The following is a 19,353-nucleotide window of genomic DNA, read 5'->3' as shown; positions in this document are numbered from 1 at the left end:
CGGCGAAGCCGCCCCGGCGGGAACGGCCGGAGCAGCCGCGCCCGGCCCGCCGGGCCGGGTGGCTCAGCTCTGCGTCAGGGCCCAGAAGCCGACGACGAAGCAGATCAACGCGACGACCAGGACCGGGATCGCCACCTTCGGGGGCGGTCCCGGACGCTGCCGCGCCGCCTCGGCGGCCGTGCTCACGGTCTGTCCGCCCTGGGTGGGGACGTGTGCGCCCGGCGCCGTGTACGGGTGGGTGACCGGCGGCCCGTAGGGCGAAGCGGCCGTGGGGGCCTGTGCGAGGCCCTGTGCCGTGCCGGGAACGGGGGACGGCGTGCCGGGCTGTGCGGCGGCGGGCTGGGACGCGAGCGCCGTCGGCGTGGGAGCCGAGGGCTGCGGCGGAGGAGCGAGGTGGAAGCTCCCGGTCGGGGACATCGCGGACGGCGGCGGATACGCCGCTTCGGAGGCGGCTGCCTGCCCCGCTGCGGACGGGGAGCCGTCCGGCGACGGACCGTTTCCGCCGGGGCCGCCGGGGCCCGTGCCGCCTATGCCTGCTGGGCCTGCGGCGCCCGTCAGGGGGCCGTCCGGGCCGAAACCGGAGGGCAGCGGGCCCAGCCGGTCGACGACCTCGACGGCCGCCTTGCCGGGATCCGCCTCGGGAAGCAGCTCCAGGGCCGCGGCAAGCGCCTTGCGGGCGCCGTTGGCGGAGCGGAACCGCGCCTGCGGGTCCGGCTGGAGCAGCCCGGCCAGCACCTGCCAGAGCGGCTCGGGCACGCCCTGCGGCGCCCCGGGCGTGCCGTGGACGGTGAAGTGGTCGACCAGGGCCTGTGAGTCCGGCTTCCGGCCCGTGAGCAGATGGAGGGCGACCAGGCCCACCGCGAACAGGTCGGCGGGGAAGTCGGGTTCGGCGCCCCGGAGCTGCTCGGGCGCGAGGTAGCCGGGCGTTCCGATGACGAAGTTGCTCTCGGTCAGCCGGGGCTCGCCCTTGCGCATCGAGATGCCGAAGTCGGACAGCCGCAGATGCGGCCGCCCCTGCCCGGTGGCCTCCAGCAGGATGTTCGCGGGCTTGATGTCACGGTGCACGACCCCCTCCGCGTGCACCGTGGCCAGTCCCGAGAGGAGCTGGTCGAGCAGGATGCCGGCGGAGCGCGCCGGAACGGCGCCGTAGTCGCCGATCAGATGGGCGAGCGAGCCGCCGCTGACCAGGTCCATGGTGAACAGGACCTTGTCGTCGTCGGCGGCCCAGCTGGCCGGGGCGAGCACGTGCGGATGGTCGATCCGCATGGCCTGCTCGCGGACGAAGCGCAACAGTGTGTGCGCGTCGCTCTGTTGCAGCACCTTGGCCGCCACATAGCGCCGCCTGCGGTGGTCCCAGGCCCGCCACACGGAGCCCATGCCGCCGCTTCCGATGGGGTCGACCAGTTCGTACCGACCCGCGAAGACCTCACCCATTGCGCTGCGTCCGCTCCCCGTCGTTCAGTTCAGCTGTTCCGGTGTTCCGCCGGGATCAGCTCTGGTGTGCTTCGTAGTGGGCGACTGCCTCCGCGGTGCGCCCGGCGCCGTACACCCGGAGGAACTCTGCCAGTTCGGGGTGCGTGGGGGCGAGGGAGTCCGCGGCATCGATGATGTCCCCGGCTGCCGACACGGACCGCAGCAGCGACTGGATCTCGCGGACCACGCGGCGCACGGTGGGGGCGCCCGAGCCGTTCGTCGAGGGGCTGGTGCCGGTGAGCACCGAGCCGCCCTGCGACTTCTTGATCTCCTCCATGCGGTCGGTGGCCTCCCCCGCGCTGACGCTGCCGTCGGCGACCTGCACGGCGAGCTCCTGCAGTGCCTGGACGCGCTGGACGACGGCCGGGTTTCCGATCTTGGCCCGCTGTCCGCTCATCAGCTGCGACAACATGGGCGCCGACAGTCCGAGCACCGCGGCGAGACGGGCCTGGTTCAGGCCCAGATCGTCGATGAGCCTACGGAAGAGCGCCCCCAACGGCTCCCCGTACCAACTGCGCTGAAGCTCTCTGGCTCTCGCGGTCGCTTCCTGCTGCGCTGTTTCCATGTGCGCCTCCCCATCGCTGTCGGTTCGCTGATGCGAACCCGACGAGCATCTTACGGAGAGTGGTCGCGCACGGGGAGTCCCAATCCTTTTGCGGGAACCGGGGGGTGACCCGGTACTCTGGTCAGCGGCGGTGACCGGTGAACGGGCCGGGCGTTCGCCTTCCCTTACGGGGCCTTAGCTCAGTTGGTAGAGCGCTGTCTTTGCATGGCAGATGTCAGGGGTTCGACTCCCCTAGGCTCCACTTATGAGACCCCCTCTGACCTGCAGTGATGCGGGCGGAGGGGGTTTCGTGCCGTCCGGGCGCGGTGGGAAGGGCCCCGGTCACAGAGTGCCTCCGGGTGCGTCCTCGGGGCCGGCGTCGAGGATCCCCGTCTTGGCGATCAGATAGGCGAGCTGTGCGCGGCTTCTGCTGCCCAGGAGCTCCGAGGCCTTGCGTACATGGGTCGCCACGGTTCTGGTGCTCATCCCCAGGCGGCCGGCGATGGTCTCGTCGGTGTAGCCGTTCACCATGAGCTGGAGGATCGCCCTGCGGGTCTCGTCGGTGAGCAGCGGAGGCCGGTGCTCGGTGGGGGTGTGCAGGAGGGGGGTGGCGCGCTCCCACGCGTGCTCGAAGATCCCGACGAGATAGCGGATCGTGCCGGGATGCTCGATGGCCAGGGCGACCGTCCGGCGTTCCTGGGCGGGGTCGGGGATGAATGCGATCTTCCGGTCGACCACGATGAGCCGGTCGAACACCTCGTCGAGGGTGCGGACTTCGGCGCCCGCCACCGAGATCTGCTCGACGTAGGACAGCGTCGGTCCGTGCGAGCGGACGGTGTGCTGGTAGATGGTGCGCTGTCGTACGCCGCGCTGAAGCGCAAGCAGGTCGCCGGGCAGGGCATTCGCCAGTAGTTCCTGGGGGCGGCCGCCACCGGGCTGGGCGGTGAGCAGTTCCTCCTGCGCGGAGCTGACGGCGGAGGCCAGCGCGGCGCTGATGACCTCGGGGCCGTTGATCTCGCGGACCGGTGCGCTGCTGGTGCGATAGCTGGCGCGGTAGACCTCCTCCGCACGGTGGATGGAGGCGCGCGCCGTGGCGAGGGCGCGCTGTTTCTCCTCGATGACCGTTTCGAGGGGGCGCATCAGGGTGTCGGCGGCCAGGCCCGGCGGGATGGGGACGAGGGTGCCGTCGGGTGCCCGCTGGAGGAGTCCCAGGGAGAGCAGACATTCGGGGCATTCCTCGGCGGACGGGGCGCCGCTCCATGTCTTGGCGTAGAAGAGCAAACCTTCGTCGCAGACCTCGGAGGCAGTGGTTCCCACCTCTATGTCCGACTTTCTGCACATTTGTTCATCCTTCATATCCCTGTGTTGCATGATCATGCTCCTCGATCTCCCTGTGTGAGACGAGAAGCAAGGCGCATGATTCCTGTCACGGGCCGAAAACGAGTTGGCCGGACAACAAATCAGGGGGACAGGGACATGCAGCGGAATAGTGCTCTCCATCGGATTCTAGGAGCGCTCGCGGTGGCCGTTCTGGTGGCTCTGGGAGCCTCTGCGGGCGACCGCGGCGACATTCGCGGAGAGGTCGTTGCGGCGGCTGTGCAGCCGGCCGACCCGGAGTGGGGCTGATCGCTGCGGATCCCCGCAGAATTGCGGACCTCGGCAGAAGTCAATTCCTTCCCGTTAAATTCTTGTGTACAGGAGACGACGTATGTCCGCCCTTCCAGTCGCGATGAACCCGCTGTCCGCCCTCGACGGGCTGCAGGACAGGCTGACGGAACTCAAGAAGTCCGGAATGTACCGTGAGTTCACTCCCTGCTCCTACCTCGCGGATGAGCCCGGCCACGCGATGCACCGCGGCCGGCGTATCCAGGTGTGGTGCACCAACGACTACCTGGGGATGAGCCAGAACCGGCAGGTGATGGAGGCGCAGATCGCCTCCACTCTGCGGCACGGCACCGGGAACGGCGGCTCCCGCAACATCGCGGGCACCAGCGAGGCGCACGTCGAGCTGGAGACCCGCTTGGCCGACTGGCACCGCAAAGCCCGCGCCCTCGTCTTCACCAGCGGCTACGTGGCCAACTTCGAGACCCTCTCGACGCTGCTGGCGGCGGTCCCCGACATGGTGGTCTTCTCCGACTCGCTCAACCACCGTTCGCTGATCGAGGGTATCCGCGCCTCCGGAAACACGAAGCACGTCTTCCCCCACAACGGCGTGGCCGCGCTGGAGGAACTCCTCGCGCAGTACCCCCACGACCGTCCCAAGCTCATCGTGTTCGAGTCCGTCTACTCGATGGACGGCGACATCGCGCCGATCGGCGCCATCTGCGATCTGGCCGAGCGGCACAACGCGATGACCTACCTGGACGAGACGCACGCGATCGGCGTGAACGGACCCACCGGTGCCGGTGTCTGCGAGGAGACGGGGGAGCACCGCCCGACCTTCGTCCAGGGAGTCTTCGGCAAGGCGATCGGCACGACCGGCGGCTATGTGGCCGGTCCCGACGACGCGCTCGACTACGTGCGCTCGCACGCGCCCGGCTTCATCTTCACCACGACCATCCCACGCTCCAGCCTGGACGCGACGCGGGCCAGCCTCGACGTCATCCAGGGCGAGGAAGGCGCCGGGCTGCGGCGGAAGCTGCGCGAGAACGCCGGGCTCATGCGCGACGCCCTGCGCGCGGCCGGAATCGATTTCATCGACGCGGAAAGCCATCTGGTGCCTGTCCTGGTGCCCGGCGGAGAACGCGTGAAACGCGTCTCCCGTCGCCTTGTCGACGAATTCGGAATCTACGTCCAGCCGATCAATTTCCCGTCAGTCGCCAAGGGCGGGGAAAGATTCCGGGTGACCGTCGCTCCTTTCCGCACGCCACAGCAGATCGAGGAATTCGTGCGCGCTCTGCGCATCTGCCTGAACGAAGCCTGACCAACAATTTCCGAACAAGGAGACCAAGTCGTGCAGATCAAGGAGATCACCCCGTTCATCGGCTCCGAGATGACCGGTGTCGGATACGAGGACCTCAGGCGCCCCGAGGTGTTCCGGCAGCTGGTCGACCTCGTCCACCACCGGGAGCTGGCGGTCGTCCGCGGCCTGGACATCACCCCCGAACAGCAGATCGAGCTGGCATCGATGATGGGGCGTCCCGTGCCCTTCCTGATGGCGAAGTACCGCCACCCCGATCACCCGGAGATCATGATCTCCTCGAACGCCATGAGGGCGAGCCGACCCGTCGGCGTGGCCCGGGTCGGGAACTTCTGGCACCAGGACTCCTCGTACATGAAGGATCCGGCGCCCTTCACGATGCTCCACGGCGTCCAGGTACCGAGCACCAGCGGGCACACCCTCTACGCCAGCGCCTGCGACGTGTACGACCGGCTGCCCCAGGAGTGGAAGGACAGGATCGCCGGCCGCACGGCTCTGCACACCGTGAGCAAGCGGCAGCGCATATCGGCCGAGCACGTGGGCCTGTCCATCGCCGAACTCAAGGCACTGGTCGAGCTGGAGCACCCGATGACCGAGCACCCGCTGGTCAGGGAGGACCCGGTGACGGGCCGCTCCTACCTCTACGGCGCGCCCGAGTACATGGACTCGGTGGTCGGCTTCGACGCCAATGAGAACGCGGAGTTCTTCGCGCTCATCGACCGTCTCATCCAGGACCCGGAGCACGTCTACACCCACCGCTGGACCACCAACGACCTGGTGGTGTGGAAGACCGCGACCACGTACCACGCGGCGACCGCCATCGAGGAGGGCGTCTACCGGACCGTGCACCGGGTGAGCATCGAAGAGGGCGGGCAGTGGGCGGCATAGTCGATTTCGACGTGTGCTTCCCGTCCGCGAGGGCCGACATCCACGCCATGCAGGCCGCCTCCGGGGTGGCCCTCGCGGACATCGCCCGCATCACGCACTGCGAGAGCTTCCCGGTGCTCGCCGAAGGGGAGCGGGCCTGGGAGCTCGCGCTCACCGCGGCCAGGACCGTCCTCGACCGGACCGGTGTGCCGGCCTCCCGCATCCGGCAGGTCGTCCACGCCGGTTCCGGTGAATGGGACCGGCCCTTCTGGTCGCCGGCCGCGAAGGTGGCGCACGAGCTCGGCATCGAGGACGCCCATTGCTTCGAGGTGGCGAATTTCTGCAATGCCGGAATGACCGCCCTCCGCCTGCTCACCGTGGAGGGGGCACTGGCCGAGGACGAGTACGCACTCGTCCTCGTGGGGGACCGACTCAGCCGGATGGTGGACTACCGTGACCCGGATTCCAAGGCCCTGTTCAATTTCGGTGATGCGGCTGCGGCGGTACTGCTGGCACGCGGTGAGGGCCGTTTCGCCGTACTCCACAGCACCATGCGCACCGACGGCAGCTGGGCCGACTACTACGGCGGCGAGTTGAAGGACGACCGGGTCGTCATCCGGCGGGGGGCCCACCGCAGCGGTCTCGCCGACGCCTACGTACGGAACTTCACCCTGCTGGTGGACGAGACGCTGACAGTGCTCGGACGGAAGCCGGGGGACGTCGCCCACTTCCTCATCAATCACGGTGACAGGGGCATGCACGAGCGGTTGCTGGACGTGCTCGGCATCCCCCCGGAACGCAGCGTCTTCAACTACGACCGGCTGGCCCACATGGGCGGAGCGGACACCCTCATCGCCCTCGGCGACCTGGAACGGGCGGGCCGGCTGCGGCGCGGAGACCTGATCATGCTCGCCACCAGCGCGATGGGATTCAGCTGGGGCATCACGACCTTGGAGTATCAGGGATGAAGATCCTCGTCATTCACCAGGTGCCGTACCGGAAGATCGCGTACCACCTGGGCATCGACCACGAGAAGCATCGGGTGACGTACATCGGGCACCCGCACCGGATGCCCGACATCCCCGAGGACCTGCCGTGCGAGCGCATCACCCTCGACGCCGGCGAGGACCTCGTCGAAGGGATCCGCGCCCGCACCTCACCGGACGACGGCTACGAGAAAGTGCTCGCGCTCTCCGAATTCGGGATCCTCGAAGCCTGCCGGGTGCGGCAGCACCTGGGGATCGACGGGCCCGACCCCGCCCTCGTCGAGCAGGTCCGCGACAAGGTGCGGATGAAGGAGGCGCTGGCCGCGTCCGGTCTGCGGTACCCGCGGTTCGTGGCCGCGCCGCCCACCTGCCGTCCGCTGCCCTGGACGGGCCGTACGGTCCTCAAGCCGCGGCAGGGGGCCTCCAGCGAGGACGTCACGATCCACGAGACCGCCCGGGAGGCGCTGGTCGCGTACCAGAAGCTCCCGAACGCCGCGGAGTTCCAGCTCGAGGAGTACATCGACGGGGACATCCTCCACGCCGACGGGCTGGTGCAGGACGGCAGGATCGTGGACCTGTCCGTCAGCCGGTACGTCAACAAGCCGGTCGACTATGCGAGCGGGGTCCCCCTCGGTTCGCACCAGGTGGAGGTGTCGGCGGAGCACCGCGCGTTCGCCGACCGGGTGGTTTCCGTCCTCGGGATCGACGAGGGCTGTCTCCACCTGGAGTTCTTCGAGACCACCGGGGGAGAAACGGTCTTCCTGGAGGTCGCCAACCGGGTCGGTGGGGCGTCCGTCGCCTCGATGCACCATCAGCACACCGGCGTTCACCTGCCCTCGCACGAGATCGCCGTCCGGCTGGGCGTGCCGCGGCCTCCAGCCGACCCGCCCAGCGGCCGGTACCACGGCTGGCTGGCCTTCCCCGGTCACCACCTGGAGGCCGGCGCCGCGCTGCACATCGAGGTGCCCGAACGACTGCGCGAGCACCCGTGCGCCGACCGGGTGCACGTCCTCGCCCCCGGACAGGAGACGCCCCGGCACATCACCTACCAGGAGTGGGAGGTGCCCGTCTTCGTCGAGGCCTCCCACAGCGACGCCGCCGAGCTCCGCGCGTTCCTGGAGGAGTGCGCCCGGGCGGTGACCGTCGGCACGCGACCCGCCGTACAGGAAGGGAGGGCGGCATGACCGTCACGGCCAGGGCAGTGCAGCAAGTACGGCGTCCCCAGGGGATGCCGGTGCCCGAGGACTTCGCCGAGGCGGACCTCGCGCTGCCGCCGCTCGGACCCGGAACCGCCCTGGTGGAGAACCTGTGGCTCTCGGTGGACCCGTACATGCGCGAATGCATGGACGGGGACTGGGACCTCGGAGCGCCGCTCGAAGGGCGGTCCATCGGCCGGGTCCTCGAATCCCGCAGCCCGGAGCTCGCCGTGGGTGACCTGGTGTTCCACCGGGACGGCTGGCGCACCCACGCGGTCCTGACCCCTCATGAGGCGCGGGTGCTGCCCCATCACGAAGGGGTCGCCACCGAATCGTTCCTGGGGCTGCTCGGAGGAACCGGGCTGACCGCCTACGTGGCCCTGACCCGTATCGCCCGGCTGCGGGAGGGCGAGACGGTGTACGTCTCGGCCGCGGCCGGCGGGGTCGGCACCGCCACGGGCCGGCTGGCCCGGCTGATGGGCGCCGGCCGGATCGTCGGCAGCGCCGGATCCTCGGCCAAGGTGCGACGGCTCACCGAGGAACTGGGATACGACGCGGCCTTCGACCACCGGGCCGGTCCCATCGCCGAACAGCTCTCCCGGGTCGCACCGGACGGCATCGACGTCTACGTCGACAACGTCGGCGGCGAGCACCTCGAAGCGGCCATCGGAGCCATGCGCGAGTTCGGCCGCATCGCCTGGTGCGGAGCCATCTCGCAGTACAACACCGGAACCGCCCCGGCCGCCCCCCGCAACCTCTTCGACATGGTGGCCAGGAGCATCCGCCTGGAAGGGTTCCTCGTCGCCAACCACCGCGGGGTGCAGCAGGAACTGGAGCAGTTCCTCGTCCCCCATCTGCGCAGCGGCCGGATCACCGACCACCTCCATGTGACCGACGGGTTCGACCGGACGGTGGACGCCTTCCTCGGCATGCTGCGCGGCGAGAACACGGGGAAGGCCGTCGTGCGGCTCGATCCCCGCTGAGCCGGGGCAGACCGAAAGCTGGCCACCCATGCCACCTCGCCACGTGGGCCTCCACATCAGCACCGTCTCCCTCGGCCGGACCCACCGGGTCGTCGCCATCTGGCGGGTGAGCGGTCACCCCGGCCCCGACCGCCCCTGCGCGTACCCCCACGCTCTGCTGCTGCCCCGCCGCGGAGCCGAGCAGGACTGGGCCGTCGAGACCGCACTGACCGCCCTGCTCGACCTCGGCCGGACGGAGGGGCCCGCCTGCGTCGACCTCGCCACGGCCGCCGACGGCATCCGGGCCACCTCGATCAGAACCGGCCCGTGCGACGCCGACCTGCGGGAACTGGCCCGCACCGCCATCGGCGACGGGCCCGGCGAGTGGGCGGCGCTGGCCCGCGACGAACCGGACGCCTTCCACGCCCGTGCCGACGGCGCGTACCGGCTGCGCTGCCACGGCGCCGTTCTGACGGCCGGTTCCCCGGGCCGCCCCTTACGCCGCGTCCACGTACTGGACGAGCGGGAGCAGACCGTGCTCCGCGCCTACACCACCGCCCTCCTCCGGGAAGCCGGCGACCCATCCACCCGTCCCACCTAGGAGACCGTCATGCGCCCGACCGCAGAGCCCCGGCCGGCACCCGTACCCGCCTTCTGGGAGCAGCGTTTCTCCCGGAGCGCCCGGCGCATGGTGCCGTCCGAGGTCCGGTCGCTGTTCTCCGTCGCCGCCCGCCCGGAGGTCGTCTCGCTGGCCGGCGGAATGCCGGACGTCGGCTCCCTCCCCATGGACGTGATGGCCTCGGTCCTCACGGCCGTGGTGCAGGAGCAGGGCGCAACGGCACTCCAGTACGGAGGGGCACAGGGCGATCCGGGCCTGCGGGAGCGGATCTGCGAGGTCATGGCAGTCGAGGGCATCGCCGCGCGGCCGGACGACGTCCTCGTCACCGTCGGCTCCCAGCAGGCGCTCGACCTGGTGGCCCGGGTCCTCCTCGACCCCGACGACACCGTCGTCACCGAGGGGCCCACCTATGTCACGGCACTCGGCACCTTCGCGGCCGCCCGGGCCCGCGTCGTCCACGTCGGCATGGACCGGGCCGGCGTCATCCCGGAGGAACTGGCCGAGACCTTCGCCCGGCAGGCCGCGGAGGGGCGGCCGGCCAAGCTCTTCTACACCGTTCCCAATTTTCAGAACCCGACCGGCGTCACCCTGGCGGCCGGCCGCCGGCGGCAGATCCTCGACATCTGCCGCGAGGCCGGTGTGCTGGTCGTCGAGGACAACCCGTACGGCCTGCTCCACTACGGCGGCGCGCCCGCCGAAGCGCTGTGCGCCACCGACCCCGACCATGTCGTCTACCTGGGTTCCTTCTCCAAGACCCTGGCGCCGGGGCTCCGCGTGGGCTGGGTACGCGCACCCGCCGAACTGCACCGCAAACTGGTGCTCGCCGCCGAGAGCGCCATGCTCTCCCACTCCGCGCTCACCCAGCTGACCGTGGACCGCTATCTGCGGACCGAACCGTGGCAGGAGCGCCTCGCCGAGTTCCGCACCGGGTACCGCGAGCGGCGCGACGCCATGCTGCGCGCCCTGGCCCGCTGCATGCCGCCGGGCATCTCCTGGACCATCCCGGACGGCGGGTTCTTCGTCTGGCTGACGCTCCCGGACGCCCTCGACGCGAGGGAACTGCTGCCCCGCGCGCTGGCCGCCGGCGTCGCCTTCGTCCCCGGGACCGGCTTCTACGCGGACGGCCGGGGACGGCACAACGCCCGGCTCTCGTTCTCGTATCCCTCAGCGGACCGGATCGACGACGGGGTGCGGCGTCTGGCCGACGTGATCAACGGGCCGCGGTGACTCCGGGCCACCGTGATCCGAACAGCGTTGATCGCCAAGCGGCCGTGATCGCCAAGCGGTCTTGATCACCGGCCGTGGTGATCCCAGCGCGCAGCGACCCCGAACAGCAGCGATCCCGACCAGCTGTGTCCCCCGATCAGCAGGGACCGACCCATTCCGCCCCATCCCGGGCGACGACCCATGAGGAACGAACCATCCATGAGGACCTACCCCACCGATCTGCTGCTGGCGGTCGAGCACGTCGAACACCGCGTCAGGGCGGGTGGACTCGCCCGGATGACCGAGCAGTTGCGCGGAGCCGGCGTCACCGACCCGCTGGACCGATTCGCCGGCGAGCAGCTGTCGGAGGGCCTCGACCGCCTCCTCGGCGGTGTCTGCCAGTACCCCTGGCAGCCGCTGACCGACAGCAACGACGTCCTGGAGGTCCGGCCCGTGGGCGCCGTCGTCCTCGACGACGAGCACGCCGAGGCGACGCTGCGCGGACTGCTGCTCGCCTGGGCGCTCGGCAACCGGGTCACCGTGCGCTCGGCGCGGCCGGCCCTGTGGACCGCGGTCATGGACGCCCTGGGCGACGCCGGGGTGCCGCTCCCCGCCGGGCGGGTGACGGAACCCGGCGCCGATGCGGACGGAACCGTGGTGCACGTGCCCGGTCTGCCTCAGGGTGCCGCGCTGTCCCTGGACTGCGGGGCGTCGTGGGTGCACCGCCTGGTCGAGCGCCGGCACCTGCCCGGCGTATCCCTGGCCCGGGCGCGCAGCGAGGACTCCGCGGAACGGGACGGCCGACTGGCGGCCCGGCTCCGCCACCTCGTCGCCCGGGCACGGCGGACTCCTTACTACGCCGGACTGCCGGCCGTCACGGACATCGCCGACATCTCCCGGCTGCCCGTCCTGGAGAAGGCCGCACTCGAGGCGCACTCCCTTCCGGTGAGCCGCGACCTGTGCAGCGGCGCCCGGCCGACCGGTGAAGTGCTGCGCTCCGGGGCGACCAGCGGCAGCCCGCGCTACATCGTCTACTCCCGTGAGGACTGGGAGAACATGGTCCGCGAGGCGGTGCCCGTGTTCTACGAGCTCGGCGTGGAGCCCGGCGACCGCGTCATCAACACGCTCTTCGGCGGCGGCATGTACGGCGGTCTCACCACGTCCTTCAGCGAGCTCTCCCGCATGCCGGTGGAGTGCTACTCGACCGGCCAGTTCGTGACCGTCGACGACCTGCTGATGCTCACCGGGAGCTTCTCCGCCAACGTGATCCTCGGTATGCCCGCGCTCATCCTCCCGCTGCTGCGGGACGCCAAGGCGCGGTGCCCGGAACTCCGTGTCGAGAAGGTGATCTACGGCGGCACCCCCATGACGGAGACCGACAAGACCTGGCTCCGCCAGGAACTGGGCGCCCGCGTGGTGTCCAGCATCCTCGCCGCCAACGACGGAGCCCAGCTCGGCTACCAGTGCGGTTTCCTGGGAGGCTCGCTGCACCACGTCAGCGACGACTACAACCTGATCGAAGTGGTCGACGAGCACGACGCCGCGGTTCCGGAGGGCACCCCCGGCGAGCTGCTCGTCACGGCGATGCAGAAGTTCGAGGGCCCCCTCGTGCGCTACCGCATCGGCGACACCGGCCGCATCTTCGACCACGCCTGCTCCTGCGGGGTCTCCGGGAAGGTCCTGGAGTACCTCGGCCGTTCCGACGGCCTGATCCGCTTCAAGGGCGAGACCGTCCTCTACGGGGAGGTCCTGGACCTGCTCGCCGACCTCGGGGTCTCCCAGCTGCAGATCGAGATCCTCACGGAAGGCAGCAAGGAGGTCCTGGTGATCCGCACCGAGGCTCCCGCCCCTCTGGACGCCGGCCGGCTCCGGGACCACCTCGTCGGGAAGATCCCCGTCCTGGGCGACCTGCAGGACTTCGACGCCGCCCTCGACGTCTACGAACTCAGGATCGAATGCCTGGACGAGGGGCAGCTCCCCCGCAACACGGTCAGCGGCAAGGTCAGGCCCGTCATCGACCGCAGGCTGGAGGTCTGATGCTCCGCCACGACCGCACGGCCCGCACCATGCTCGGCGCGATCACCCTCTCCAGCGTCGGCATCGGTATCCACACCCTCGCCCTCGGGCAGCTCCTCTACGGCAGGACCGGCAGCCCGGCGGCCTTCGCGCTCGTCCTGACACTGCAGGGTGTCGCGGCCTTCTGCGTGCTGCCCTTCTGCGGTCCGCTGGTGGACGCAGTCAACTCCAAGTGGGTGTACGTCATGTGCGGCCTGGGCAGGGCCGCCGTGGTGCTGCTGATCACCGGCGTCGCCGCCGTCCCCGGTGGGGGAGCCGTGCCGTACATCGTCGCCGCGGCGGTCCTGCTCGCGGTGTTCGACAACGTCGAGCGGTCCGCCCTCTTCAAGTTCACCGCGCACCACGTCGACGACCGTCACGTCACCCGCTTCAACAGCATGATCGGTGTGGCCTTCCAGGCGGGGGCGCTCACCGGGATGGCGCTCCTCGGTCTGATCCTGACCTGGGGAACGGCCCGGCAGGCACTGCTCGTGGACGTCGTGATGTCGCTGTGCTGCGCGCTCGCAGTGAGCCGTGTCCGGCTCGTCAGGAAGGAGAGCAATCCCGTCCTGTCCGCACGGGTGCTGGGATCGGCGGTGGCGGGCACGGTCGGCGAGTGGCGGCGGATGCTCGCCGGCTACCGCGGCGACAAGGTGGTCTTCGCCACGATCGCGCTGTGCGCCGCGGACTTCGTCTTCGCCCAGGGGCTGAGCACCCTCGTGGTGCCCCTGGTGGGTGACGTCCATGGCGGCCAGGGGTGGTACATCGCCGCTCTGGAGGCCACCTTCGCGGTCGGCATGATCAGTGCCTCGTTCTTCACCCGGCGTCTGGTGACACAGCGGCTGCTGCCGCTGTGGCTGCTCTGCCAGGCCGGCGCCGCCGTCCTGCTGGCGCTCGACGAGTCGGCCGCGGTGCACTTCGTCGCCTTCCTTCTGGCCGGCTTCGCCAACCTGAACAGTCTGACCTGGCTGCTGACATCGCTCCAGCAGCGGGCCGACGAGGGCGACAAGGCCAAGATGGCCTCCCTGCGGCTCCTGTCCATCGGGCTGGGTACGGCGGCGCTGATGCCTCTGGTCGGACGGTCGGCGGCATCGTCCCTCCCGCTGGGGTTCTGGACCCTGGCCGTCGTCATGGCGGCCTTCGCCCTCTGCGGCGTGTGGGTGGCGCGGGCATACCGGCCGGGGCCGACGCCCGCCCCGCACGAGGCGGACGCGACGGTCCCGGGCTCCGGCGAGCCGGGTGCCGATGCGGCGGCGCGGACGGAGGCCGCGACACCTGTGTGAGCCGTACGACCGTCGGCCCGGGGCTGCGGGCAGCAGCGCATCGCGCAGGGGCGGCGGGGCGGAGGCGGACGGAGGCAGGGGCGGGCGCCACGATCTCTCGTGGCGCCCGCCCCTTGGTTCGGCCGGACCTCGGCCCGGCCGGGCTGGTGCGCTCGGGCCGCGACAGGTCAGGGCGCTCGGTCGGGCCGGCTCCGGTCGCCTCGTCGATCCCGCGGTCGTCGATCCTGCGGGCCGTCACGGGGCCGGTCGCCACCGGCCGCGCAGACCCCTTCGACTCAGCCGCGGTCGTCGCGGTCCGCGTCCCCGCTCTCGTCCTGCTTGGCCTGCACCTCGGCGTCGAGGTCGACCGGATTGCCGCTGCCGTCCACGGAGGTCAGCGGGTCGACCTCGGTGGCCGGCGGGGGTTCGACGAGCCAGTCCGGGTTCGCCTGCCGGTCCCACCACCTCCAGGCGGCGCAGGCGGCGGCCGCCACCACACCGAACACCACGACACCCTTCAGGACGCCCTTGGCGTGGCTCCGGCGGCGGTTCCTGCGGGCCAGTTTCTCGATCTGCTGCGCGGTGACCTGGCCGCGCAGCGCCGCCAGCGCGGCACCACCGCGGACCGCCGCCTCCTCGGCGACCGGCTTGCTCACCGCCACGGCGTGCTCGACGCGGGGGACGGTGAAGTCGGCCGCCTGGCGCGCCGTCCTGCGGGCGAGGTCGGTCGCCTCACGTGCCGCCGCGTCCACCTTCGGCGGTACGTGCGGCGCGATGTTCTTGTCGTACGAGCAGCGGGCCTGGTGCGCGGCGTGCGAGACCTTGGGCGCGAGCCTGACGCGGGCTTCCTGCGCGTAGTGCACGGCCTGGCCCTTGGCCGTCTCGGCGTAGGGCGCCACCACTTCCGCGGCGTGCAGCACGCTTTCCTTCGCCGTTCCGGTCGCGGCGCGCACGCTGTCCATGCGGGTCACGGGATCCTCCTCCTCGGTGGCGGTCGGTAAGTCGCCTTTCCACCCATTCCGAAATCATGCCTTCCGGGCGGCCGCGCGGCATGCGGGACAGGCATACGGGTCATGGAGGACGCCGGCGTTTCCTCGGAGCGGGGCCGTCCGTGCAAGGATCGGAAGAGTCACTGAAGACCGAAGGAAGGCAGATCGTGGCCGAGCAGCTTTACGCCACCCTGAAGACGAACCACGGCGACATCGAGATCCGGCTCCTGCCGAACCACGCCCCGAAGACGGTTGCGAACTTCGTCGAGCTCGCCACGGGCCAGCGCGAGTGGACCCACCCGGCCACCGGCAAGAAGTCCACGGACAAGCTGTACGACGGCACGGTCTTCCACCGCGTCATCAGCGGCTTCATGATCCAGGGCGGTGACCCGCTGGGCAACGGCACCGGCGGCCCGGGTTACGAGTTCGCGGACGAGTTCCACCCCGATCTCGCCTTCGACAAGCCCTACCTGCTGGCCATGGCCAACGCCGGCCCGGGCACCAACGGCTCGCAGTTCTTCATCACCGTCGCCCCGACCGCGTGGCTGACCCGCAAGCACACCATCTTCGGCGAGGTCACCGACGAGGCGAGCAAGAAGGTCGTGGACGAGATCGCCGCCACACGGACGAACCCGCGCACGGACCGCCCGGTCGAGGACGTGGTGATCGAGTCGGTCGTCGTCGAGTCCCACTGACGCCTTCCCGAGTCGCGCGCCCCGGTCCGCTCCGGTCCAGTGCCCCGGTTGCGTGTGCCGGGGCCCGGTCGTGTTCTGGGGCCGGGTCGCCGCCCTGGGAACCATTCGGCCCTGCCCGTCCGTAGTGCATACGGGTCGTAGTGCATACGGTTCGTGGTGCATACGGTTCGTGGTGCATACGGGTCGTGGTGCTTGCAGGCCGAACGGCCGGGCGTGTCTTCGCCGCTGCCCTCGTCGGCCCGCAGCACGGACCCGCCCGCAGTGAGGACCGGCCCCGCAACGAGGGCCGGGTGTCGAAGCCCTGGACCGAGGACCGAGGTGACCGATGGACCAGCAGCCGCCAGGAGGCCGGGGAAGCCAGGACCGCCCCGTCCCCGCCAACGGAGTGCCGTGCTGCTATCTGCACCCCGACCGTGAGACCGGGGTCCGGTGCACGCGCTGCGAGCGTCCGATCTGCCCGGAGTGCATGGTCAGCGCCTCGGTGGGCTTCCAGTGCCCGCAGTGCGTGCGCACCGGATCCGGTACCGGCCATGCCCCGTCCGCGAACCAGCCGCGCACCGTCGCGGGCGGCACGGTGGCCGCGGACCCGCGGCTGGTCACCAAGATCCTGCTGGGGATCAACCTCGCCCTGTTCCTCGCCGTGCAGGCGGTCGGCGAGCGGCTGGTGGACCAGCTGGACCTGATCGGCATCGCCATCAGCCCACGGCTCGGCCAGGTGGTCGGTGTCGCCGACGGCGAGTGGTACCGCCTGCTCACGTCGGTGTTCCTGCACCAGGAGATCTGGCACGTCACGTTCAACATGCTCGGCCTGTGGATGCTCGGCGGCCCGCTCGAGGCGGCTCTCGGCCGGGCCCGGTTCCTGGCTCTCTATCTGCTCTCCGGGCTGGGCGGCAGCGCCCTCGTCTATCTCCTCGCGGCGCCGAACCAGCCGTCGCTGGGCGCCTCCGGCGCGATCTACGGGCTGATGGGCGCCATGGCGGTGATGATGCGCCGGCTCCACTACGACATGCGGCCGCTCATCGCCCTGCTGGTGATCAACCTGATCATCACCTTCGGGTTCAGCGGGATCGCCTGGGAGGCCCACATCGGCGGGCTGGTCGTGGGAGCAGCCGTCGGCCTGGGGATGGTGCACGCCCCGCGGTCACACCGGACGCTGGTGCAGACCGGCACCTGTGTACTCACCGGGCTGGTCATCGTGGCGGCCGTCCTCCTGAGGAGCGTCACGCTCACCTGAGCGCCCAGCCGTCGGTTGTCCACAGTGTTCCACAGCCCGTGGCGGTGCCTGCGCGGCCTGTGGGGAACAACCGTGCCCCCTGTCACCGACATGGGGTTGACCAGCGGAGACAGGGGGCAAGTCGGCAGGTGGGAGGCCGGTCGACGGTGTGGAGACTGTCAGACCGGCGTCAACATCCAGGGGGTTATCCACAGATCGTCTGACCTTTTCCCCAGTGTGGATAGCGCTGTGGATAACTTCAGGGCAGAGCTTGACGCGGGCCCCCGGCAGGGCCTACTTCCACTGCGTGGAGACACCGAAGCCGGCGGCGATGAAGCCGAAGCCGACCACGATGTTGCCGTTGCCGAACGACTTGATCGGCAGCTCGCCGTCCGTCACATAGAAGACGACGATCCAGGCGAGACCGATGAGGAAGAGGGCCAGCATCACAGGAGCAACCCAGCTGCGGCTGGTCAGCTTGATGTTGGTCGCCTGCTTCGTGGGCGGGGGTGTGAAGTCGGCCTTCTTGCGGATACGTGACTTCGGCACGAGGAACTCTCCTGTCGATGCGCTGCGTGACCGCGCAGGGATGTGGCGGGCGCCGGGGACGGGGGCGACGGGGGAGCCTTGCCTTCCCCCGGGCGTCCGTTAGCGTAGTGCTTCCCTGGCGCCTACGAGATAAGGGTACGTTGAGCAATTCTGCCGACTCCCCCGCGGAGCCGCGCCGACGCAGAGCACTGCGCCCGGCACGGCTGCTCACGGCCGCCGTTTTCGCGCTGGCCGGTCTGATCTTCGTCACCAGCTTCAACACGGCCCGGGGCACCAACATCCGCACGGACGACTCCCTGCTGAAGCTGTCCGACCTCATCCGCGCGCGCAGCCAGAAGAACGCGGAGCTCGACAGGACCACCGCGGCCGTCCGGGGCGACGTCGACGCCCTCGCCCGCCGTGACGACGGCAGCAGCCGCGCGGAGGACGAGAACCTCGAACGCCTCGCGGCGTCCGCCGGCACCCGCAAGCTCTCCGGCAGCGCCCTCACCGTCACGCTCAACGACGCGCCGCCGAACGCGACCGCCGCACCCGGCTACCCCGAGCCGCAGGCCAACGACCTGGTCATCCACCAGCAGGACCTCCAGGCCGTGGTGAACGCCCTCTGGCAGGGCGGCGCCACCGGAATCCAGGTCATGGACCAGAGACTGATCTCCACCAGCGCCGTGCGCTGCGTCGGCAACACGCTCATCCTCCAGGGGCGCGTCTACTCCCCGCCTTACCGGATCACCGCCGTGGGGGACACGGGCAGGCTCCGCAAGGCGCTGAAGGACTCCCCGGCGATCGAGAACTACCAGCTGTACGTCAAGGCGTACGGCCTCGGCTGGAAAGTCGACGAGCACAAGTCGGTGACTCTTCCCGGCTACTCGGGCACAGTGGATCTGCACTACGCCAAGCCTGTGGAGTAACGCCTTCGGCCTGTGGAGCGACCTGGGGGGATGCCACGTGCGGGTCCGTGCCGTGCACGTCCCCACCGCCCGGGTGCGCGCCGCGCGGCTCGTCGTCCGAATCCTCAGCGAGACGTGCATCACGGCGGGCACCGTCATCGTGCTCTTCGTGGCCTATCTGATGTTCTGGACCGGCCTCCGGGCGGACGACGACTCGGCAGGCCAGATCGAGGCGCTCCAGGACGCATGGGCGCGGGGAACCGTCGTCACCGCCCCGGACACCGGAGGGACGCCGCCGACCGGGCAGGGGCCGGGAACCGGGCGGACCCCCGCATCCGGAGGGACGACCGCCGCGACCCCCGCGCCGCCTGCGTCCGTGCCGGATCCCGCGCCGTCGCCCACCGCAGCCCCGGAGCCCGCCTACCGGCCCGGAAAGCCCTTCGCCGTCATGTACATCCCCCGCTTCGGCGGCGACTGGGACTGGCCCGTCCTGGAAGGCACCGAGGCCCGCACCCTCCAGAAGGGCCTCGGTCACTATCCCCGGACGGCCCGGCTCGGGCAGACCGGGAACTTCGCGGTCGCCGGCCACCGGCGCACCTACGGCGATCCGTTCAAGGACTTCCCGGACCTGCGCCGCGGCGACGCGGTACTCCTCACGGACGGTACCTCCTGGTTCACCTACCGGGTGGACGCCCCGCCCCACCGCACGGTACCCGGGGACATCGGCGTCGTCGCGCCCGTGCCGGACCGGGGCCCCTACCGCGGACCGGGCCGCTATCTCACCCTCACGACCTGCGACCCGGAATGGGGCAGCAGCCATCGGCTGATCGTGTGGGCACACCTCGAGGAGACCCGTCCTGTGACCGACGGCAAGCCACGAGGTTTCCACAGCTGACCCACAGGCCCCCTTCGGCCCTTAATCTGGTGCCG

General features: G+C 70.5%; 18 protein-coding genes and 1 tRNA gene. 14 read left to right on the top strand and 5 right to left on the bottom strand.

Annotated features, from left to right (window positions below):
• Window positions 1-63: 63 nt before the first annotated feature.
• The gene (locus ACZ4Z5_RS03640) at window positions 64-1,434 is read right to left on the bottom strand and encodes a serine/threonine-protein kinase (RefSeq protein WP_468256087.1); all 1,371 of its coding nucleotides are present in this window, start codon (window positions 1,432-1,434) and stop codon (window positions 64-66) included.
• Window positions 1,435-1,489: 55 nt separating this feature from the next.
• Window positions 1,490-2,038, bottom strand: coding sequence for a helix-turn-helix domain-containing protein (locus ACZ4Z5_RS03635; protein ID WP_468256084.1), 549 nt, complete (start codon window positions 2,036-2,038; stop codon window positions 1,490-1,492).
• 168 nt (window positions 2,039-2,206) lie between these two features.
• On the opposite strand from ACZ4Z5_RS03635, the gene ACZ4Z5_RS03630 reads away from it, so the two are divergent.
• A tRNA-Ala gene (locus ACZ4Z5_RS03630) sits at window positions 2,207-2,279 on the top strand.
• 80 nt (window positions 2,280-2,359) lie between these two features.
• On the opposite strand, the gene ACZ4Z5_RS03625 is transcribed toward ACZ4Z5_RS03630, so the two are convergent.
• A complete protein-coding gene (locus tag ACZ4Z5_RS03625; protein ID WP_468256082.1) occupies window positions 2,360-3,358 on the bottom strand; it encodes a helix-turn-helix transcriptional regulator in 999 nt (332 codons plus the stop codon).
• Between the two features lie 367 nt (window positions 3,359-3,725).
• Here ACZ4Z5_RS03625 and hemA point away from each other — a divergent pair, with 367 nt between their 5' ends.
• The 9 genes from hemA (at window position 3,726) to ACZ4Z5_RS03580 (ending at window position 14,111) form a co-directional block, all read left to right on the top strand.
• Window positions 3,726-4,940, top strand: a complete 1,215-nt coding sequence (gene hemA, locus ACZ4Z5_RS03620; protein ID WP_468256079.1) for a 5-aminolevulinate synthase — start codon at window positions 3,726-3,728, stop codon at window positions 4,938-4,940.
• A gap of 30 nt (window positions 4,941-4,970) precedes the next feature.
• Window positions 4,971-5,825, top strand: coding sequence for a TauD/TfdA dioxygenase family protein (locus tag ACZ4Z5_RS03615; protein WP_468256076.1), 855 nt, complete (start codon window positions 4,971-4,973; stop codon window positions 5,823-5,825).
• Complete coding sequence (locus tag ACZ4Z5_RS03610; protein WP_468256073.1) at window positions 5,813-6,772, top strand: 3-oxoacyl-ACP synthase III family protein; 960 nt, start codon at window positions 5,813-5,815, stop codon at window positions 6,770-6,772. The genes ACZ4Z5_RS03615 and ACZ4Z5_RS03610 overlap by 13 nt, the downstream gene beginning before the upstream one ends.
• Window positions 6,769-7,974 (top strand): ATP-grasp domain-containing protein, encoded by a 1,206-nt coding sequence (locus ACZ4Z5_RS03605; RefSeq protein WP_468256069.1) that lies wholly within the window; start codon window positions 6,769-6,771, stop codon window positions 7,972-7,974. The genes ACZ4Z5_RS03610 and ACZ4Z5_RS03605 overlap by 4 nt, the downstream gene beginning before the upstream one ends.
• On the top strand, window positions 7,971-8,969 hold the full coding sequence (locus ACZ4Z5_RS03600) for an NADP-dependent oxidoreductase (protein WP_468256066.1): 999 nt from the start codon (window positions 7,971-7,973) through the stop codon (window positions 8,967-8,969). Before ACZ4Z5_RS03605 ends, ACZ4Z5_RS03600 begins: the two co-directional genes overlap by 4 nt.
• 28 nt (window positions 8,970-8,997) lie before the next feature.
• The gene (locus ACZ4Z5_RS03595) at window positions 8,998-9,549 is read left to right on the top strand and encodes a hypothetical protein (protein WP_468256063.1); all 552 of its coding nucleotides are present in this window, start codon (window positions 8,998-9,000) and stop codon (window positions 9,547-9,549) included.
• 9 nt (window positions 9,550-9,558) lie between these two features.
• A complete protein-coding gene (locus tag ACZ4Z5_RS03590) occupies window positions 9,559-10,794 on the top strand; it encodes an aminotransferase-like domain-containing protein (RefSeq protein ID WP_468256060.1) in 1,236 nt (411 codons plus the stop codon).
• A gap of 198 nt (window positions 10,795-10,992) precedes the next feature.
• Window positions 10,993-12,810 carry a phenylacetate--CoA ligase family protein gene (locus ACZ4Z5_RS03585; protein ID WP_468256057.1) on the top strand — a complete coding sequence of 606 codons (1,818 nt, stop codon included), beginning with the start codon at window positions 10,993-10,995 and terminating at the stop codon, window positions 12,808-12,810.
• On the top strand, window positions 12,810-14,111 hold the full coding sequence (locus tag ACZ4Z5_RS03580; RefSeq protein ID WP_468256054.1) for an MFS transporter: 1,302 nt from the start codon (window positions 12,810-12,812) through the stop codon (window positions 14,109-14,111). The genes ACZ4Z5_RS03585 and ACZ4Z5_RS03580 overlap by 1 nt, the downstream gene beginning before the upstream one ends.
• A 275-nt stretch (window positions 14,112-14,386) precedes the next feature.
• Here ACZ4Z5_RS03580 and ACZ4Z5_RS03575 read toward each other — a convergent pair whose 3' ends face one another.
• A complete protein-coding gene (locus tag ACZ4Z5_RS03575; RefSeq protein ID WP_468256052.1) occupies window positions 14,387-15,061 on the bottom strand; it encodes a DUF5324 family protein in 675 nt (224 codons plus the stop codon).
• 185 nt (window positions 15,062-15,246) lie between these two features.
• Between ACZ4Z5_RS03575 and ACZ4Z5_RS03570 the strand changes: the two genes are divergently transcribed.
• Together ACZ4Z5_RS03570 and ACZ4Z5_RS03565 are read left to right on the top strand one after the other, a co-directional pair.
• Window positions 15,247-15,774: a peptidylprolyl isomerase gene (locus ACZ4Z5_RS03570; RefSeq protein ID WP_468256049.1), complete on the top strand. Its 528-nt coding sequence runs from the start codon at window positions 15,247-15,249 to the stop codon at window positions 15,772-15,774.
• Window positions 15,775-16,099: 325 nt separating this feature from the next.
• The gene (locus ACZ4Z5_RS03565) at window positions 16,100-17,008 is read left to right on the top strand and encodes a rhomboid family intramembrane serine protease (RefSeq protein ID WP_468256046.1); all 909 of its coding nucleotides are present in this window, start codon (window positions 16,100-16,102) and stop codon (window positions 17,006-17,008) included.
• A 273-nt stretch (window positions 17,009-17,281) separates the two neighbouring features.
• On the opposite strand, the gene crgA is transcribed toward ACZ4Z5_RS03565, so the two are convergent.
• Window positions 17,282-17,536: a cell division protein CrgA gene (gene crgA, locus ACZ4Z5_RS03560; protein WP_468256043.1), complete on the bottom strand. Its 255-nt coding sequence runs from the start codon at window positions 17,534-17,536 to the stop codon at window positions 17,282-17,284.
• Window positions 17,537-17,676: 140 nt separating this feature from the next.
• On the opposite strand from crgA, the gene ACZ4Z5_RS03555 reads away from it, so the two are divergent.
• Window positions 17,677-18,444 (top strand): DUF881 domain-containing protein, encoded by a 768-nt coding sequence (locus tag ACZ4Z5_RS03555; RefSeq protein ID WP_468256041.1) that lies wholly within the window; start codon window positions 17,677-17,679, stop codon window positions 18,442-18,444.
• Window positions 18,445-18,481: 37 nt separating this feature from the next.
• Window positions 18,482-19,318: a class E sortase gene (locus ACZ4Z5_RS03550; RefSeq protein ID WP_468256038.1), complete on the top strand. Its 837-nt coding sequence runs from the start codon at window positions 18,482-18,484 to the stop codon at window positions 19,316-19,318.
• The last annotated feature ends 35 nt before the right edge of the window (window positions 19,319-19,353 follow it).

This window comes from Streptomyces sp. NPDC030222 (genome assembly GCF_055573115.1).
The sequence above is the reverse complement of the archived record's forward strand: the minus strand, read 5'-3'. Positions and strand labels throughout refer to the sequence as shown.